Annotated in this window: 19 protein-coding genes and 1 tRNA gene; 11 read left to right on the top strand and 9 right to left on the bottom strand. The window is 50.2% G+C overall.

Features of this window, described 5'->3' with window-relative positions; translation table 11 throughout:
* Positions 1-2: 2 nt before the first annotated feature.
* Positions 3-692, top strand: coding sequence for an endonuclease (locus CKW20_RS06415; protein ID WP_095052159.1), 690 nt, complete (start codon positions 3-5; stop codon positions 690-692).
* A 115-nt stretch (positions 693-807) separates the two neighbouring features.
* Here CKW20_RS06415 and CKW20_RS06410 read toward each other — a convergent pair whose 3' ends face one another.
* On the bottom strand, positions 808-1173 hold the full coding sequence (locus tag CKW20_RS06410) for a penicillin-binding protein activator LpoB (protein WP_095052158.1): 366 nt from the start codon (positions 1171-1173) through the stop codon (positions 808-810).
* A 249-nt stretch (positions 1174-1422) separates the two neighbouring features.
* Here CKW20_RS06410 and csrA point away from each other — a divergent pair, with 249 nt between their 5' ends.
* Entirely contained in the window at positions 1423-1617 is a 195-nt protein-coding gene (gene csrA / locus CKW20_RS06405) for a carbon storage regulator CsrA (protein ID WP_007905913.1), read from the top strand.
* Between the two features lie 182 nt (positions 1618-1799).
* Here csrA and CKW20_RS06400 read toward each other — a convergent pair whose 3' ends face one another.
* The 3 genes from CKW20_RS06400 to CKW20_RS06385 all read right to left on the bottom strand — a co-directional run bounded on the left by CKW20_RS06400 (position 1800) and on the right by CKW20_RS06385 (position 3617).
* A complete protein-coding gene (locus tag CKW20_RS06400; protein WP_095052157.1) occupies positions 1800-2255 on the bottom strand; it encodes a DUF2214 family protein in 456 nt (151 codons plus the stop codon).
* Between the two features lie 216 nt (positions 2256-2471).
* A complete protein-coding gene (locus tag CKW20_RS29795) occupies positions 2472-2972 on the bottom strand; it encodes a hypothetical protein (RefSeq protein WP_256584993.1) in 501 nt (166 codons plus the stop codon).
* Between the two features lie 177 nt (positions 2973-3149).
* Positions 3150-3617 (bottom strand): anti-virulence regulator CigR family protein, encoded by a 468-nt coding sequence (locus tag CKW20_RS06385; RefSeq protein ID WP_095052155.1) that lies wholly within the window; start codon positions 3615-3617, stop codon positions 3150-3152.
* A gap of 447 nt (positions 3618-4064) precedes the next feature.
* On the opposite strand from CKW20_RS06385, the gene CKW20_RS06375 reads away from it, so the two are divergent.
* The 5 genes from CKW20_RS06375 (at position 4065) to CKW20_RS06355 (ending at position 8366) form a co-directional block, all read left to right on the top strand.
* Positions 4065-5021 (top strand): site-specific integrase, encoded by a 957-nt coding sequence (locus tag CKW20_RS06375; protein WP_095052153.1) that lies wholly within the window; start codon positions 4065-4067, stop codon positions 5019-5021.
* A 235-nt stretch (positions 5022-5256) separates the two neighbouring features.
* The gene (locus tag CKW20_RS06370) at positions 5257-5886 is read left to right on the top strand and encodes a recombinase family protein (RefSeq protein ID WP_095052152.1); all 630 of its coding nucleotides are present in this window, start codon (positions 5257-5259) and stop codon (positions 5884-5886) included.
* Between the two features lie 228 nt (positions 5887-6114).
* Positions 6115-6363 (top strand): hypothetical protein, encoded by a 249-nt coding sequence (locus CKW20_RS28945; RefSeq protein WP_141228916.1) that lies wholly within the window; start codon positions 6115-6117, stop codon positions 6361-6363.
* A gap of 688 nt (positions 6364-7051) precedes the next feature.
* Positions 7052-7285: a hypothetical protein gene (locus CKW20_RS06360; protein WP_095052150.1), complete on the top strand. Its 234-nt coding sequence runs from the start codon at positions 7052-7054 to the stop codon at positions 7283-7285.
* A gap of 214 nt (positions 7286-7499) precedes the next feature.
* Complete coding sequence (locus CKW20_RS06355; protein WP_095052149.1) at positions 7500-8366, top strand: hypothetical protein; 867 nt, start codon at positions 7500-7502, stop codon at positions 8364-8366.
* Between the two features lie 677 nt (positions 8367-9043).
* On the opposite strand, the gene CKW20_RS06345 is transcribed toward CKW20_RS06355, so the two are convergent.
* On the bottom strand, positions 9044-9898 hold the full coding sequence (locus CKW20_RS06345; RefSeq protein WP_141228915.1) for an AbiJ-NTD4 domain-containing protein: 855 nt from the start codon (positions 9896-9898) through the stop codon (positions 9044-9046).
* Between the two features lie 449 nt (positions 9899-10347).
* Here CKW20_RS06345 and CKW20_RS06340 point away from each other — a divergent pair, with 449 nt between their 5' ends.
* Both CKW20_RS06340 and CKW20_RS06335 read left to right on the top strand, forming a co-directional pair.
* Positions 10348-10563 (top strand): hypothetical protein, encoded by a 216-nt coding sequence (locus CKW20_RS06340; protein ID WP_095052146.1) that lies wholly within the window; start codon positions 10348-10350, stop codon positions 10561-10563.
* Between the two features lie 134 nt (positions 10564-10697).
* Positions 10698-11321, top strand: a complete 624-nt coding sequence (locus CKW20_RS06335; RefSeq protein WP_095052145.1) for a recombinase family protein — start codon at positions 10698-10700, stop codon at positions 11319-11321.
* Positions 11322-11634: 313 nt separating this feature from the next.
* On the opposite strand, the gene CKW20_RS06330 is transcribed toward CKW20_RS06335, so the two are convergent.
* From CKW20_RS06330 to CKW20_RS06320, 3 genes are all read right to left on the bottom strand, one after another.
* The gene (locus CKW20_RS06330; RefSeq protein ID WP_095052144.1) at positions 11635-12003 is read right to left on the bottom strand and encodes a Rap1a/Tai family immunity protein; all 369 of its coding nucleotides are present in this window, start codon (positions 12001-12003) and stop codon (positions 11635-11637) included.
* Between the two features lie 52 nt (positions 12004-12055).
* On the bottom strand, positions 12056-12328 hold the full coding sequence (locus CKW20_RS06325; RefSeq protein WP_256584992.1) for a hypothetical protein: 273 nt from the start codon (positions 12326-12328) through the stop codon (positions 12056-12058).
* Between the two features lie 262 nt (positions 12329-12590).
* Positions 12591-14354: an NACHT domain-containing NTPase gene (locus CKW20_RS06320; RefSeq protein WP_095052143.1), complete on the bottom strand. Its 1764-nt coding sequence runs from the start codon at positions 14352-14354 to the stop codon at positions 12591-12593.
* Between the two features lie 406 nt (positions 14355-14760).
* On the opposite strand from CKW20_RS06320, the gene CKW20_RS06310 reads away from it, so the two are divergent.
* Positions 14761-15393, top strand: coding sequence for a hypothetical protein (locus CKW20_RS06310; protein ID WP_095052141.1), 633 nt, complete (start codon positions 14761-14763; stop codon positions 15391-15393).
* 301 nt (positions 15394-15694) lie between these two features.
* Here the strand turns inward: CKW20_RS06310 and CKW20_RS06305 are convergent.
* Positions 15695-15771: transfer RNA gene (locus CKW20_RS06305), tRNA-Val, on the bottom strand.
* Positions 15772-15954: 183 nt separating this feature from the next.
* Here CKW20_RS06305 and CKW20_RS06300 point away from each other — a divergent pair.
* Positions 15955-17238 (top strand): FAD-binding oxidoreductase, encoded by a 1284-nt coding sequence (locus CKW20_RS06300; protein ID WP_095052140.1) that lies wholly within the window; start codon positions 15955-15957, stop codon positions 17236-17238.
* Positions 17239-17273: the final 35 nt, after the last annotated feature.

Below are 17273 nucleotides of genomic sequence, written 5' to 3'. Positions count from 1 at the left end.
CGATGAGTGTCCGCTGGTTTGCTTTACTGTTTCTGCTCATCACCCTCGGCGCCCAGGCTGGCGCCCCACGCACCTTCAACGAAGCCAAGAAAGTCGCGTGGAAGTTGTACGCACCGCAATCCACCGAGTTTTATTGCGGCTGCAAATACACCGGCAACCGCGTAAACCTCGCCGCCTGCGGTTATGTGCCGCGCAAAAACGCCAAGCGCGCCTCGCGCATCGAGTGGGAGCACATTGTCCCGGCCTGGCAGATCGGCCATCAACGCGAGTGCTGGCAACAAGGCGGTCGCAAGAACTGCACGCGGTACGACCCGACCTATCAGAAAGCCGAGGCCGATCTGCACAATCTGGTGCCAAGCATCGGCGAGGTGAATGGCGATCGCAGCAACTTCAGCTTCGGCTGGTTGCCGGTGCAAACCGGTCAATACGGTTCGTGCCTGACACAGGTCGACTTCAAGGCGAAGAAGGTCATGCCCCGCCCTTCCATTCGCGGCATGATCGCCCGCACGTATTTCTACATGAGCAAGCAGTACGGCTTGCGCCTGTCAAAACAGGATCGGCAACTGTATGAAGCCTGGAACAAGACCTACCCAGTACAGGCCTGGGAACGTCAGCGCAATCAGAGCGTAGCGTGCGTGATGGGGCGCGGCAACGAGTTTGTCGGCCCGGTAGACATGAAAACCTGCGGCTGACCGGCTGCTTAAAAAAACAAAGGCCTGGGGCATTACACCCCGGGCCTTTGTTCGTTTCTAACCACCACTTTTTTGTAGCGCCGGTAGCCCATCAAATTGAGCGACTCCCAGACGATTACTGAGCCGTCGGGTGTTCAACGACCAGTGACTCGATGTTCCTTTTTTTCGCCCGGGTGAGCGCTGCCGTCACCTCAGCTTGCTTGGCTTCTGCCTCGGTTTTCGAATTGAACGGCCCGATCAGAATACGAACCTTTCCATTCTCCCTGATGACGCTGGAAACGAAGCTATGCTCAATCAACCAGCCGCTCAGGTCGCTGACTGCCTGGGGGGTTTCGCCGCGCACCTCGACGTCCCATTGTGGACCGGTTGTCGCCGCGGGTGCGGAAGTGACTGCCGGTTGCGGCTTTTGAGCGTCAACCCCCTTACCCTCATCGCACCCGACCAACGTCAATAATGCGATTACCAAGGCCATTTTGCGCACAACGCTTCCCTCTGAATGCTGAAAGCCGCGATTTTAACACTCATGGATCCGTCTCGAGTGCCGCAAAATTGGCGCAAAACAACGAGAATGATGGTTGCTGCCTCTGTATAGTTACATCTTGGGAATTAATGCAGCATCTGCGCGTCAGAAAGAGGCACCCAAACTGCGAGACTTCGCACTAATCTATACCTATACCGACCTCTGCACTGTCCGAATCAGGTGCCCTACAAAGCAATCAAGGAGAAAATCATGCTGATACTCACCCGCAAAGTCGGTGAAAGCATAAACATCGGTGACAATATTACGATCACCATTCTGGGCGTTAGCGGCCAGCAAGTCAGGATTGGCATCAACGCCCCGAAAGACGTTGCGGTGCATCGCGAAGAAATCTATCAACGCATTCAGGCTGGCCTGACCGCCCCAGACAAGCCGCAAACACCCTGAATCCTGCGGTGGTCAGTAGCCAGCCCATTCAGCCTCGAATAACGGCTGGCTAAAGATTCAGGCACCGCTTTGCTCTGCGCCAGCCTCTCTTTGCGAAACAGTCTCAACGTGGAGCCGATACTACCGCCCCATCTCATCAGATGTTTCGAAATTACTGCGAGAAAAAGCTTCCTCCTTCCCGGCTAACCAAACGTTACCCCACGCGCCATTCCCGTGGCGGCCACGACCATCAGCACCAACAGCAGCGCTTCGATATGACTGATACGGGCAAACAGCGTTGCGCGCCCGGTATCGATAACCGCCCCACGCCCTAGCGCAATCCGCCATTTGATCAGCGCCACCATCGGCGCAATTTCAAGCAACAGAATGAAGACGAAAAGTGTCATTTTGAGATGAAACAGCGGTTGGTGGAGATAGTAATCAGTGCCTTTATCGTACCCACCAAAGGCCCGCACTCCTCCCGTGATTAACAGAACGACCGCAGATATCCCCCACAGATTGTCTGCAATCAAAACACTGCGAGCTTCCCCCACACCGGCAGTCAGACGACGCAAGGCCGTGCCGCGGGTCAGTACTGCCCAGAAACCCAGCGCAAAGGCCAAGAGGTGGATCGCCGCCAGAAACCAGTGAGCCAGCATCGACATACTCCTTACAGACGAAGTTGAAACAGCCCTACAGTAGTAGCCCATCGGAGGATATTTGCCCATGTGCATGGCTCCGCTGATTACCCGCACATCACCACCGCCAGGGCGACCAATATTCCGGGTGTTTCAACTTCAGACCCAACTGGTAAATCGCGGGCGCAAAAAAGCCGGGCTCCTGATGGATACCCGGCTTTTTGAGAAAGTTTGGACTTAATCGATTCTTTTTGAAGTCGAAGTACGAGCGTTGCTTAATCCTTTCACATTATGATCACCCGGCGTAGAGGCCGAAATGGCAGAGGCCTTCGTTACTCCTCGTGTATCCCGGGAATTCGCGATGCCCGAAGTCACTGAACCATGGCCGCGATCACTGTTACGATCGCTACCGTAGTGGTTGCCACTGACGCCACGGTCGCGAACAGCTTTGCCTGCGTGATCACTGCTCAAGCCATTGCCGTGGCCATTGCTGACGCCGCCGGAATGACCTGAACCACCGTGGCCACCGCTGCCACCATGACCACCACCGTTACCGCCGCCATTGCCTCCACCATTGCCTCCGCCGTTACCACCACCACCACCACCACCACCACCACCACCACCATCCTTCGCGTAGGCGGAGCTCATGATGGACAGGTCAGCGGGCAATAATGGGGCGGCTGCAAGCATCATCACGCAAGACATGACAGCTGCAAAACTCTTGTTTTTTAATAACATGGTGGGTTCCGTGAGGTTGTTGTTGCACGGAGTAATTGACCGTCTCCACCCCAAACAGTTCAGAGACCGACGACCAACGGGCAGGCAATGTGCCGTTATCGAACAATGCACATTGCTTCCCGTGATTTTGCTGGTCGTTATGCTACGAAGGCGCGATTAAAATTTTGGGCTTTCATGTCAATCGAACGCGTCATTGAGAACTTCGTAGATGATTCCGGTAGCGATCGCCACCAATATCAAGTCTGTACCAGCCTGCCGCCACTCGTAGCCATCGTAGTGCGGAAGCCTGCCAAGCAATCGACCATCGAGTTTTTTGGCAATCCCCGGCGGTAGCGGTTTTCCGCGGGCGAGATTTTTTTGAATGCCGGGTGGCAAGGCGGGCCCGGGGCTCCAGTAGTCGCGATAACCGCCCACGATTCCAAGGACGCTACTGTGGTTGACGCTGGGGCCGTGACTCCAATCGTCACCCCCTGAACCTTTGCCTTTGTTGCCATGGCTGGGGTCCCCATGGTCCTGGATGTTTTGTGGATTTCCCTTGCCGCTTCCCTGGCCCTTCCCGTTTCCCGGGTCGGCCAATGCAGTCATTGAACCGGACGCCAAGGCAAGACACGTCATAGCGGCAATCAACGAGCGAGATCTAAACATATCCGTTCTCTCAGAAAGGGGATGTCCCCTGCAATGTAGACGGTTATGGCTGTGTTAGTTCAGAAACGTGTTCACTGGAGTTGGCGACAGGGCCGGATGGGAAAATCGAACGAATGGAGAGTAGAGCTGGCCCAGTCAGTTGATGGCTGGGGGTTTCGAGCAGGAATGCATTCAGGCGTTGATGGAATATGACGAAAAGACGATCGAGTATTGGGAGATGGGCGCCGAGTTGCCATTTTGCAAAATTTTTGCAAATCGCAGGCAACAAAAAAGGGCCCACCTTTCGGTGAGCCCTTCTAGACCGCCCAGCAGAGCGGATTTTGTTTGGTAGGCGCGATTGGACTCGAACCAACGACCCCCACCATGTCAATGTCTGCTTGAGCAAGCTGCAAGCCCTGCTGCTCTTGGTTTTCACAGAACGCCCATTCACATCATGAGGCGTCAACAATGGCCAATATTCGCTCCCTTCCGTCCGGCAACTGGAACGCTCAGGTACGAGTAAAAGGTAAATCTCCACAGTCGAAAACCTTCAGCACCAAGGCTGAAGCAGAGTCATGGGCGAAGCAGATCGAAGCCGTGACGATGGATCGCAAGCATCACACCATTTATACGTTGGGCATGACGTACTGCGAAACCATGCTCAAGGGGAAAGGTAGCTATGACCACGCACTGAAGATCGTGGAGCATCTGAGCAGGCACTTCACTCAGCCCATCCAAGACATCACCCCGCAGATGATCAACGACTTCAAGATTATGCGATTGAAGACGGTGAAGCCATCCACGTGCAGGACGCAGCTCGCATTCATGTCACGGTTCTACAGATTCGCCAAACGTGGCTTGCTGATCGACATCCACAACCCTGTCAGTGACATCGCCCTTCCAAAGCCTGACCGATCTTCTGACAAGGTTATCCGTGCAAGTGAGCTTGAACAGCTACTGGCGAAACTATCTCCCACCATGAAACTGATTGTTGAACTGGCATACGAAACCGCCATGCGGCGATCTGAAATCCTAAAGCTGACGAAAGACTGCCTGCACCTCAACGACCGCATTGCCGATGTGATCGACGGAAAGAACGGCACTAGGTCAGTCCCCCTCACCCACCGTGCAGTGGAAATACTTCAGCTCGCCCAACTGCTGGCCACTGTGGAACGTCACTCGAACAACCTGATCTTCACGGTCACTCCCCATGCCGTGTCTCAGGCTGTGCGTCTGGCACGTGTAAAGGCAGGTTTGGATAGTAGTGTCAGACTGCACCAGCTCAGGCACACCAGAATCACCAACGTGGCGAAGAAGGGATTCAACAACGCCCAGATCATGATTGTCTCAGGGCACAGGGATACGCGATCCGTAGCACGTTACTCACATCTGAACGTTAGGGACGTGCTGCATCTCATCGACTGACCAACGGAGACGGACTGCCACCCAAGATGCACCAAGGGCGGCAGTCCTCCATTCAAACATGAGTGGCTAACGCCGACGCAATTGGCGCCGGGATCGCAAGATTGGTCTCAACAACGGTTGTTAAGCGAGACCGGTCGTCGAGGCCCTGACTGGTATCACTTAAATAGCAATTGACAGTTTATGAGCCCTCGGATAAAGTGATCCCACGTTAAGCGATACCAAGGGATCACACGATATGTCTCGTACCTTCATCTACTGCCGAATCTTCACCGCCACCGAGCTCACCGATCTCATCCAGAATCAAGTGCTGGAAGTGAAAGCTGCTGGCTTCGATGTACAGGCGAGCCAGGTAGTTGAGGAGATCATCTCAGGTAGCGTTGCAGCCAAGAAACGTCCCGGTTTTCAGAAGCTCTTGCATCGTATGGAATCGTCTGACGCACTGATCGTGACCAAGCTTGACGGTCTAGGCCGTAACGCCATGGATGTACGCAAGACCATTGAGGATCTGGCAGAGCATGGCATCCGGGTTCACTGCCTTGCCCTTGGCGGTGCAGACCTAACATCAGCAGCAGGCAAGATGACCATGCAAGTGCTAGAGGCAGTGGCTGAGTTTGAGCGTGACTTGCTGATTGAGCGTACACAGGCTGGGCTGGCTCGTGTCAAGAAAGAAGGCATGAAGCTAGGAAGACCGGAAGCACTAGGCACAACTAAATCGATTCTCACTTTGAAGGATCAGGGGAGATCGCAGTCTGAAGTGGCTGCGGAGCTTGGTCTTGGTATTGCCACAGTGAAGCGGCATTGGAATAAGGTAATGGTAGTGAGTACACCGAAAGGAACGCATGTACTAGGACAGCCGAAAGCTTAGAGCCTCAACATCCAGAATTTGAACGAACACAACTGCCGAGCGTTGCTCAGGCATTTATAACACCGTGCGAATAGTCAACAGGGAAATGCAGATGTTAACAAAACATCGCTGCAAGGCTTCTCATCGAATGGAAAGTGGCTACACTGCTCTTTAATAACGTATGACCACCGCCACACTGCTAGAACCAAATCCTATTACAACACTAACACAACCAAGGAGCAATATTATATGACAACCATCACAGAAATCCGGGCTGTACGTGCCACACTGGAAAACTTCTACCATGCCGTAATTATTCCTTACTGCAAGGCTGAAGGAACTGATCCCGTGAAAATGTTAAAAATTGTAGTTCGCCATACTGCACGCCTTGCCGAGCAAGACCAACTTGATGCTCACCGCAGTGCCTACTTCACACTGCCTGCATCAGGATCACCATACGAATACACCAATCGACCCAGCATAGTTTTGGCTCACTAAATACACAACAACTCCGAGCTCTGCGTCCAGATCCCCCAACCACACACCGCATCAATGTAATTTCGTTACCAATAGTCGTGTCCAACTAACTCGCCTGCATTACTGCGGACGCTGTTGGCTGGCTATTGCTCCAAAAAAAACCAATTGGCACTACCTGTGAGGTACGCCTATATCCCAATCAAACAAGGAGACACCATATGCAAGAATCTCATATCAAAGCATCCGCACTTAACGAGACCGCTGAACTAATCGCCTATCACCATGCTAAAGGCGAACATAGCTTTTGCCAACGACATCCTCATCAGGAACGGCCCTTTGGCGCTCATCTCCGACCAGGACTATCACTATACAGATGACAGGCCTTCCATCTCCGAAATAAAAGAAGAGCAAGCCTTCATCCGCCAACATATGATCAGCCTAAAGACCCACCCAGAGAAAGCCACACAAGAGCAATCAGATGCGATTGTTCGAGCCTTATACAATCTGTTAGACGATAGCCTTAAGCACCTTGAAGTCAGCTCACCAGCCTAGGATCACGCAGGTTGCTTGCAGCTAGACTTCTATATCAGTGATCGGCGGACCAGCTTAACCAGCAATCCCCAGGCATGATGTAGTGAAGCAGTAACAATATCAGAGCCGCAACAATAGAGGTGAAAACCAACCCATAACAAACAAGGAGATTATAAGAGTGTCAAACTATATCATCATACATAAAGCATCTAACTTGATCGTAAAGCTGATTGCGTCGAGCATCAAGTTAAAAGACTCTATGAAGTTTCGAGCAATTCGAGTGTCCGATGCCATGCTGGCCAAGTACGATAAGCTGCTAAAGCTGAAGTCCCGCAATGGTACCTTGGTAGACGCAGGTGAACTAGCTACCGTCAGCCCTGCGTTTTTTGAATTACTACAGGCTCACCGCTAAACCCAACTATTTGTTGGCCAAAATCCATATAAAAAGTCCTACCCCTAGCTACCCTACAGGGCGGGAGTTCTTACATGGGTTTCAGCCAATGAATGCGGGGGTGCAATTACCGAAATCGGGCAAAGCACACCCTCAGCAAGATAGTACAGAAACTAACCCGGCAGCTACCCCAGAGGAATTGCCTATGACATGAACTTGAACAGGAGTATTACCTATGCAGCACGCACTCACTTTGAATTTGACCTCAAGCACTGCCGATACTATTAGTCTTGCTCGATCTCCCAGGCTGTTATCCCCAGCAGAGCTCGATGCTCTGGACGCACGAATAGCCTCTAATGCTGACAATTGGCTGGCCGACAATGCCCCGAAGCCAAATACTAAAGCCAAGACTGACCTAGAGCCAAAGAGAGCCACAGGACGGAAACCCAAATCCATTAATAACCCGTTCTTTGGGTTTATTGGATGCACTACATATTGGGGTCGATACCCTGCCTTTGCATCGGACGTTATAGAAGGGGTTGCACGGTTAGACTGGCATGATCGCCCTGTAGGCGTAGGCGGGAAATCCATGCCATTGTCTGTACGAGATCTCACTGTGATCTTGGAAAGTCTTCCCGATGTTACGACTGAGTCGGTGATGGAACTACTGCGGCTGGGTGCAAGACATGCTCGGCGTTACGTCAAGGCGATTGAGCTGATCATGCCATGGATGATGGTTAGCCGGCCTCGGTCGCTTTGCAGAGAGATGGAGGGCATCGACTCTGATCCTACGCCATGTGCATGGAAAGATCAGGATGCACTGTTAAAGCCAAGTGCCGAAGAGTTGGCCAAGTTACATTACGACTTGCGTACCCTAACGCAGTACAAGAGTGCTGAAGAGTACGAGACCGAAGAGGCAATAGGTAGTGCGTTCACTGGCGATGTCGTAGCCAAAACGTCACGACAACAGCATTCAAAGAAATATGAGGTGCTGTCGCTACTGGCGAAGGGAACTCCGATTAAGGCAATTGAGCGTGAGACTCGCGTGCAGCCGAAGACTATCAGGAAGTGGAGAAATGAAGTATTCGCACTGGCAGCATAGGGGGGGTACAGTTTCGGCCGCATGTATCATAAGAGCAATCTCTCTGCGGAAGCGGAGAGATGGACTGCCTCTCCGAGGGAGTCTTGCTTTTGACTAGATGTACCTTGGGAGTGAATGCACGGTGAAGGAACTTCACGACTGGAAACCTTGTGGAGAGGCGACAACTTGAAGTAGTACTGGGATAATTGATATTTATATCATCCCAGCATTTGAATCTAAGCTTTCGCTTGAGGCGTACTATCGTCAGCTTAGGTTACTACATGATGCTACGCATCCGTCTTGCACTGCAAACAAGATCAATAGCAACAGCGAAGCTGGATTGTGTTTATGTGCAAGACCGGAAGGTCACGGGTGTTATCTCCAAGGAACGACAGTTAAAGTGTATGGGCGGATTGATACATCAATATATCCGCCCAGCCTCTCTGAAGGATAACTCTAAGGCTATCACCTCTATCAAGGTGATTCCATTTTGAAGTGACATCCTATTTAGAATGTTCCTTCTGTGCAATTTAGAATGTTCCTTCTGTGCAATCCACTTCAAGACATAGGCAGGAAACATTATATCTCTCTCCCGCCAATCCGAATACAGTTCCTGCAACATGGTAGTGCATGTGCACACTCGTTAATCGGTACACGATTGAAAGCTAACCGCTTTCGGTGCAATCATTAATAAGCCCCTACCCTTCTACACTATCAATGGTGAAGTTGATGAACGCTGAACAACAGATCAACATGAATCGAGCATCAGCCTTAGTCAGTTCAGAGATATCCATCAATGCATGACGTATACCGTCGGAGTCATTAGTATAACCGTACAGCGATGAAAAGGCCTTCTTAAGTGCAGGATGCAACTTGTGGCTATTTTCCAAAATTTTCAGCGCCCCATCGAGAGTAGCAGAAGAACTGCCAACCAGTTGTTTGGCTAAGGACTCAACAGCACTGATGCTCTCTTTGATCGAGTTCCGATAGTCAGGATTCTCCCTATTCGTCAGAAAGCCCAATGAAGTTTGTAAGTGTGTAGTGACACCAGCGTAAGTGGACGCATTAGTGATTGCATCTTCGATCTCTTTGATTTCTTCCGGTGAAGTGATTTCGGTAATCTTCCCAGCAACAAACCGATATGCGGAGTTCTCCCGATCCAACACTTGATTGCAAAGTCTAATGAACCTAGCAGCTCTATCAGTTCTTTCGGTTTTGTATTGTGGTCCGTGCTCTACCGTAAACTCAACAAAGCTATAAACTCTGTCCCACGTGCAGCCAAAAAAATTCTGGCGGACTACTAATAAAAACGCATCCCATCGCAGATCTATTGTGTCGACAGGCTTTTTGTAATGTAAGGAGTACAAGGCTTTCGCATATGTATCGAAATTTGAGCCTCTTACGAACCTATATCCTTTATCCGCAGGAGCGTACATACTCCAGTATGTTTCAGTCAGTACATTCCATAACGATATGCGAAGCTCCAAATCCATTCCGTTAGCTTGAATTATCTTCGTAGCTGGAGCTAGCCCCATTCGCTGTGAGAAATCCATTGTCACCTCGTTCGTCTGATCGCTCTGAATGGCCAAGTCTGACCAGGCCTTTATGGGAGCATTGTACATGGTGGCGGGTCGCCAGTTGTTACGCAGAATGCTTCTCACGAAAACCTACAGATAACGCGGATTAACTCAAGGAAAAACCTATGCTCGTCACTGGTTCAACCTAGTGCTGGCGCCAAATATATCGCTGTAGCCCCCATCCCATAAGGGCCGTAACCACCGAATGCCAAGCAAGTCGCCTTCCTCTCTCTAAAACCTTAGTTTTACGCTGATCAACCGCTTTTCACCCTGAATTGTCGGTCCTGTGAGTCCAGCGCCTTGGCAGCAATGTCAACGCTTTAGGCTTGCAGCTATCCATCATGAGGGGCTGCGGAGTCGCAGCAGAGGTGTAGTCTCAGGAGTTGGGCTGTACGATGTTGATTCCACCATCAAGGACGATTCCCATGTCAGACAATCTAGACGCCAACATTGCCACAGCTGACGTACTGACTCTGCTGTTGCATAACCAGCACGCATTAGCTGCTGCAATCGAGGAAGTGACCCTATGGGCAAGGGCAACTGGTTCAACCGAGACTCATGACAACGCCATCACAGCACTGAACACCCTCGACATGAATGCATCCGCCATCACCGCTGGAATCCTAAAACTGAGACGGTAGCCTCTATCAAAGAAGTCTACTTGTCTGGTAGTTCGATAACGGCCAACAAACCGCTATCAAATATCTATTGCTGATAGCTTTATGATTAGATTATCATAGATCTATCTAAACAGATGTTAAAGGATAGTCAAGCCATGAACGCCCACCTCTACTTGCGAGCCAGTACCAAAGACCAAGACGCGCTACGTGCCAAGGCATCGCTTGAGGCGTTCGCTGCTGACAAGGGCCTCTCCATCGCTGACACCTACAGCGAAAACATCAGCGGCACCAAGCTCAACCGTCCAGAGTTGATACGTTTGCTCGCCACTGCCGAGAAGGGTGAAGTGTTGTTGGTTGAGTCTGTAGACCGCCTGAGTCGTCTGTCACAGGCTGATTGGGAAACGCTCAAGACTGCGATCAAGGACAAAGGCTTGTGTCTGGTGATTGCCGACCTGCCCACCAGTCATATGATGGTGGAGGACAAGGGCATCACGGGCCAGATCATGGAAGTGATCAACAACATGCTTCTTGACCTAATGGCGACGATGGCAAGGCTGGACCAAGAAAAGCGTGTTGAGCGTATCAATGAAGGATTGAAGAACAAGAAGCTCGCTGATCCTGAGTGGAAGCCAGCAGGGAAGGCCAAGAATGCAGCGATGTGGGACAAAGTTGTTACCCTCATGACCAAACATCCCGGTATGTCTGCCGATGATGTGGCTAAGCTCGCTGAGTGTGGTGTTGCTACTGTGTACAGGATCAAGCGTGAGATGAAAGACTGATTTAATCGCGTCTTCCATGCTGCCTACAGGCCCGCCAAGAGCGGGCTTTGTCATATCTGTGACCTGGCTAACTGCGCGATTGATCGTCTGTAACAGACTCACAGACTGCTCCAGAAGGGCTCTCAGCTTATTTACAGGTTTCAGACGTTTCCATTCGCCCCCTCTGCACACCGCTCAACAGTTCGGGTAGAACCGAGTGAATCTCACGGCCAAGTGCCCATCATTATTTTTCTGGCTGGCGTACAGATCGACCCCCACCCCATACAAGTCTGTCTGAAACGGGGGGCCAAAATCCTGTGGAAAGCGGTCTTGGTCACTTCTTGCAGGGGTAGGCACCATGTAATGCACCCAGTATCAGGTGTGAGCTTGGGAGATGAAGGATGGTTGGATTGTCTTGCAAGTGTTTAACGACAATCCGCACGGCTTGTTTATTCACCAACTTGGGAGGAAAACAGGTTTTCATGTCTTTCGGTAGGAATTCATCCAGCAGGTACATCGTGTTCATTACGCCGATGACTTGACCGTTGCAGTAACTGGACGCCGAAGGATCACGGCTCACCCTTGTCTCTTGAAAGCGTATGGCCTCTGAACAGTCCGCGAGTAAGTCAATGCCATCAGCCATGGCAGCACCACTCTCCATCAGCCCTACCAGTGCAACCGCCACAGCTATCCCTGCCTTCATGATCATATTCCCGTATATGGCGAACTGAGCGTGCTGACCCGACTTCTAATGACTACTCGTCATCGTCTTCCTCATCATCTGATAAAGTGGTCCCTGAAATAGTCCCGCTGTTTTCATCGATGTAGGACTGGCAGCCTTCGTTAAAAGATTGGGATGGAGTGCTGCAAGACGACTCATCATCTATATCGTTCTGCTCGGCCCAGTCATACCCAGCTTGATGCCCTGAGCAGTCGCCCTTGCATTGGAAGCCATCGAACGTAGCAGCGGTAGCCGTTGTGCTGCCCAGAACTGATACCAGCAGCGTCATTGCAAATAATATCTTCATGATGCTGAACCTCCTTGTGCGTCACCCGATCCTACTCCTTCGGTGTGTCCTGTCGTCACTCATTCGCCCTGGAGATGCTTCCTGATGGATTTGAATTGGACTGACGGGGCATGAGACCTCAACCACTATCAGGATGAAGATATGATACAACTCACATCGCAAATCTGGGTTTTGCACATCGTTCCAAAGAAGCCTATTAGGAAAGATGTGCACTCTCAAGATTCACAAGCAACCCAAAATATTGACACTGCTTCAATACAATTTAAGAAAGGTCCATAAACTCGCTTTCTTCTTCATGCTTTGCCACCAACCCCCTCATTCTAATAAAATCCTTTTGCAAGTTTTCGATGATAGTGACGACATACTGAATCATACCCGCCTCAAATCTTTCACCTCTATCAACCGCAATTTCATAGTACGTTCTTTCTGTACTGGATGGATTTTTTTGAAAACTAACCATCCACTCGGGCGTTTCCGGGCTCCAAGTAAACATTTTTGAAAACACTTGTGTATCAATAGAAGCCAAGTGCTTAAAATTATTGGACCTCATTTTTTCAACTACATATTTTTCAGCACTCGTAGTGGTCCGAGGCTTCTTAACAACCTTCAATAATTGAAGATAACCTATCGCAACCTCACTCGTAACATCGGGCTGACCACCCAAAATATACAAGACTGCTCGCTCAGCATCAGGAATGTAAAAATATTTCATCGCTCTGTGAGAGTCTATCTGACGTAAAAAATTCAACTCTTCAGGCCATAGCGACCACTTACCATTAAGGACCTGATCATAAAAACGCTGAGCAACGATGTCGGTCCGGGTTTTAATATATCTTGCCGCGAAAAACTCTTGGACACTTGCGTGCACAAATGCCATTTTTTTACCCTCTTCAATCAGAAGACAGGTAATTTTTCTAATATCATCTAAAAATGGTTGAGGCTCTGCATCAAAACCAACCTCACCAATACTATCAACAGCTATTTGGTAAGCCACCTCTTGATCTATCGAAGTGAACTGCTTTTTTCTTGTAGAAAAGCAAAACGCCTCGAATATATGCTGAATTTGGCGATCATCAAGCTTAGACTTTCTATGCCTACGCCAGCCCAGCTTAGATGCATCATGACGAATTAATAGAATTTGAAATAACTCATCATAAAATTCTGAAAATCCAAGAGGGATTTTTTGTGCACTACGATAGGAGATTGCCAAAAGAGTAGCCAATAACGGAGTAGTAACTAGCTCTCTGATCTTGGTTGGCGATGCTTTTATAGCTGAGTGAATTCGTGCAGAAAACTCAGAGTCCTTTGTTATTTTTTTGTAGAAGCCAATTAAATCCTCATGATTCAACGGTTGAATTTTATATGAATGAAAATTAGTAAGATGCTTACATTCCGAATCCGGCCTCGAAGTCAAAATAATTTTGCAGTCCGGGCACTTAAAAGAAAGCTCCTCGATATCTAACAACAATTTGACAACATTTCCCGGTTCAACTTCATCAAAACCATCAAGAAGAATCGATATTTTCCCCTCACTTGAAAATAAAGAAAAAAGCTCATCATCGGAAGCAATCCCCATCACTGCGGCAAACTTATCTACCAAATGCTCCCACAACGTCTTTTTATCAGCATTTCTAAGCTCGATAAATATAGGAATTCTGGTTCCAGATCGAATTTCACTTCCTAAAAGATAACGCAATAGAATAGATTTACCCTGACCAACGGTACCAAATATTATATTATGATTACTCTTAAATGGTTCGAGATTCTTTAAACGAATAGGTTTTGTGGGCGTCGGTTCGTTTTTAACTATTTGAACTGGATAGAAAAATGATGTCAGACTGAGCGGCCGATCAGTATGCCAAATGGTTTTCACTCTTTGGCTTTCATATAGCCTCTTATGGAGTAGCTTTACCTTTGCAGCAGTCCGAATCACCGCAACTTTTTGCTTTAGTTCTTTATCAACCTTTAAATATAGCTCATCAATCGGTTTACGAAGCAAGGATATCGCTATTGAAAAATCAGGCATTCCATCACCATTTCCACTCAGTGCCCCTCTCGATTCGAGGTCTTTGGGGCTGGACCATTTCACGGGCCACCATTTGGCCTTTATCAATACTCACAATAACGCCTCACGCAACACGGGTAAACCAGCAGTGAGCTTTATAACCAACAATTCCTTCAAGCTTTGAGGCCAAATCAGGAGCGCGACCGAAAATACTCGTCGAAATATCCCAGACTCGATGCCACAGGTGGTTTTGTAGTGATGCCTAAACAGCGTGCTAGCCGTCAGGCCGAAAATCCCCATTGAGAGCCAATACTCAGTGATGTGAAACCTGTCATCCCCCCAAGAGGCAGCCTCAGCTATGCCTGCACCACTCCACCTTCTAGTTCACAACTCTGGTAAAGTCACGAGTTTTTACAAGGAGTAGTTCATGAACCGTCGCATTCTTATTGCTATCTTAGGATCAGCCCTGATCCTTATAGCCGCTATCCTAACCGTGTACTTACTGTCGTTTGGCTTTCACCGCTCCGAGGATCAGGCCGTCTGGGGGGCCTTTGGCGATTACTTTGGGGGCATTCTAAACCCTGTATTTGCCTTGTTCGCATTCGTTGCGGTTTTATGGTCATTACACTTACAGTCCAAACAACTTGGACAGCTTGCTCTGGATAAGCGAGGAGAAGAAGTTTTACAAGTGGTAAAGGATATTGACGCTCGGCTCACCGAATTGCTGAAAAAAACCACAGGCTCGACTGATTTTTTGCAAATAGTTGCAGAATCCGAGCGTGTCTCGATCACTTCTGAGAAATCGGAGCCGTATTCAAGGTTCCTTCGACACGCGAAAGAAGCTGGATCAGAAACCGAGGCAACCGTAAGGGATATGTGCATTCAGGTTTCAACGATGCACAATTTTCTACAGCGACACCCCCAGCAGCAGAGCGGAGGGTTCACTCCGGTCATCGAGTATTACGCCATCAAAACATCAAGGTTGATTCCAATGCTCGCAGCAGCAGGAACTCTACCCGAGCCTACTATTACCTTTTTCAAAGTCAGCTGCACTTCCTAAACGCAATAAAGTAAATCTGAATACCAAGAGCAACAATGCCTGATCATCCGACTCAATGCTGAAATAGGAATTGCCTGATCAGGCATGCACGACCCGCTAAAGTTCTTTCGCTGACGATCACCCAGACCCACCTCAGACACAGAGAAAAATCAAAGCATTGAACGAACACTTTTGGCGTTCACATTGCCCAGTGTGAACGAACCCGATATTTTGTGAACGTTCTGCGTGAAATCCAAGGCAACAAAAAAGGGCCCACCTTTCGGTGAGCCCTTCTAGACCGCCCAGCAGAGCGGATTTTGTTTGGTAGGCGCGATTGGACTCGAACCAACGACCCCCACCATGTCAAGGTGGTGCTCTAACCAACTGAGCTACGTGCCTGCTGTGAGGCGGCATTCTACGGAATTCCGGAGGGGTGTCAACACCTTTTTTTCACCTAACCCTATGAATATGCAAAATATTTAATTTTGCTGTGGCAAAGAAGATTTTCCGCTGGCTGGCGGTCGATTTTTAACTCGGGTAGGATCGATGCACTCGTAAAATATATTAAACAGAGGCTGCAGGATGGCGAACACTCCCTACCCAGAATCCTATTACGCCGCGTCGGCCAATGCGGCGCCTCCGCGCCCGGCCTTACAGGATGATGTAGAGACTGATGTCTGTGTAATCGGCGCCGGTTACACCGGTCTGTCCTCTGCCCTCTTTCTGTTGGAGAACGGTTTTCGGGTAACGGTCCTGGAAGCGGCCAAAGTGGGTTTTGGCGCATCGGGGCGCAACGGTGGCCAGATCGTTAACAGCTACAGCCGTGATATCGATGTGATCGAGCGCAGTGTCGGCCCCAAGCAAGCTCAGCTGCTAGGGCAGATGGCATTCGAGGGTGGACGGATCATTCGGGAGCGGGTGGCCAAATACAACATCCAGTGCGACCTGAAGGACGGCGGTGTGTTCGCCGCCATTACCACCAAACAGATGGGCCATCTGGAATCCCAGAAGCGCCTGTGGGAGCGTTTCGGTCACACGCAACTTGAGCTATTGGATCAGCGACGCATCCGTGAAGTGGTGGCTTGCGATCAATACATCGGCGGTATGCTCGACATGAGCGGCGGGCATATTCATCCGCTCAACCTTGTCTTGGGCGAGGCAGCCGCCGTGGAGTCGTTGGGCGGCACTATCTACGAGCAGTCGCCAGCGGTGCGCATCGAGCGCGGCGCCAATCCGGTGGTGCATACGCCTCAGGGCAAGGTCAGGGCCAAATTCATTATCGTCGCCGGCAACGCTTATATCGGTAATCTGGTGCCGGAACTGGCGGCCAAGTCGATGCCCTGCGGGACTCAAGTGATCGCCACCGAACCCTTGGGCGATGAATTGGCCAAGCGCCTGCTGCCCCAGGACTACTGCGTCGAAGACTGTAACTACCTGCTCGACTACTATCGCCTGAGCGCCGACAAACGTCTGATTTTCGGCGGCGGCGTAGTGTATGGCGCGCGGGATCCGGCGAACATCGAGGCGATCATTCGACCGAAGATGCTCAAGGCCTTCCCGCAACTCAAGGACGTGAAAATCGATTACGCCTGGACCGGCAATTTCCTGCTGACGCTATCGCGACTTCCCCAGGTCGGGCGACTCGGCGACAACATCTATTATTCACAGGGTTGCAGTGGCCATGGCGTGACGTATACACACCTGGCAGGCAAAGTGCTGGCCGAAGCCTTGCGCGGTCAGGCCGAGCGCTTCGACGCCTTTGCCGACCTGCCCCACTACCCGTTCCCCGGCGGACAATTGCTGCGCACGCCGTTCGCGGCGCTGGGTGCCTGGTATTACGGATTGCGGGACAAGCTCGGATACTGACCGATAGAAATAAAAAGGGACCGCTGAATACGGCC

Origin of the sequence: Pseudomonas sp. Irchel s3b2, assembly GCF_900187445.1 — a bacterium.
Lineage (GTDB): Bacteria > Pseudomonadota > Gammaproteobacteria > Pseudomonadales > Pseudomonadaceae > Aquipseudomonas.
This window is presented reverse-complemented; position numbering and strand designations above follow the sequence as displayed.

Bases quoted from the DNA above. Each gene is read 5' to 3' on its own strand.
- csrA (WP_007905913.1), top strand. From the start codon at position 1,423: ATGCTGATACTCACCCGCAAAGTCGGTGAAAGCATAAACATCGGTGAC.
- CKW20_RS06355 (WP_095052149.1), top strand. From the start codon at position 7,500: ATGCAGCACGCACTCACTTTGAATTTGACCTCAAGCACTGCCGATACT.
- CKW20_RS28945 (WP_141228916.1), top strand. From the start codon at position 6,115: ATGACAACCATCACAGAAATCCGGGCTGTACGTGCCACACTGGAAAAC.
- CKW20_RS29795 (WP_256584993.1), bottom strand. From the start codon at position 2,972: ATGTTATTAAAAAACAAGAGTTTTGCAGCTGTCATGTCTTGCGTGATG.
- CKW20_RS06345 (WP_141228915.1), bottom strand. From the start codon at position 9,898: ATGGATTTCTCACAGCGAATGGGGCTAGCTCCAGCTACGAAGATAATT.
- CKW20_RS06370 (WP_095052152.1), top strand. From the start codon at position 5,257: ATGTCTCGTACCTTCATCTACTGCCGAATCTTCACCGCCACCGAGCTC.
- CKW20_RS06310 (WP_095052141.1), top strand. From the start codon at position 14,761: ATGAACCGTCGCATTCTTATTGCTATCTTAGGATCAGCCCTGATCCTT.
- CKW20_RS06320 (WP_095052143.1), bottom strand. From the start codon at position 14,354: ATGCCTGATTTTTCAATAGCGATATCCTTGCTTCGTAAACCGATTGAT.
- CKW20_RS06385 (WP_095052155.1), bottom strand. From the start codon at position 3,617: ATGTTTAGATCTCGCTCGTTGATTGCCGCTATGACGTGTCTTGCCTTG.
- CKW20_RS06400 (WP_095052157.1), bottom strand. From the start codon at position 2,255: ATGCTGGCTCACTGGTTTCTGGCGGCGATCCACCTCTTGGCCTTTGCG.
- CKW20_RS06325 (WP_256584992.1), bottom strand. From the start codon at position 12,328: ATGAAGATATTATTTGCAATGACGCTGCTGGTATCAGTTCTGGGCAGC.
- CKW20_RS06375 (WP_095052153.1), top strand. From the start codon at position 4,065: ATGGCCAATATTCGCTCCCTTCCGTCCGGCAACTGGAACGCTCAGGTA.
- CKW20_RS06415 (WP_095052159.1), top strand. From the start codon at position 3: ATGAGTGTCCGCTGGTTTGCTTTACTGTTTCTGCTCATCACCCTCGGC.
- CKW20_RS06335 (WP_095052145.1), top strand. From the start codon at position 10,698: ATGAACGCCCACCTCTACTTGCGAGCCAGTACCAAAGACCAAGACGCG.
- CKW20_RS06340 (WP_095052146.1), top strand. From the start codon at position 10,348: ATGTCAGACAATCTAGACGCCAACATTGCCACAGCTGACGTACTGACT.
- CKW20_RS06300 (WP_095052140.1), top strand. From the start codon at position 15,955: ATGGCGAACACTCCCTACCCAGAATCCTATTACGCCGCGTCGGCCAAT.
- CKW20_RS06330 (WP_095052144.1), bottom strand. From the start codon at position 12,003: ATGAAGGCAGGGATAGCTGTGGCGGTTGCACTGGTAGGGCTGATGGAG.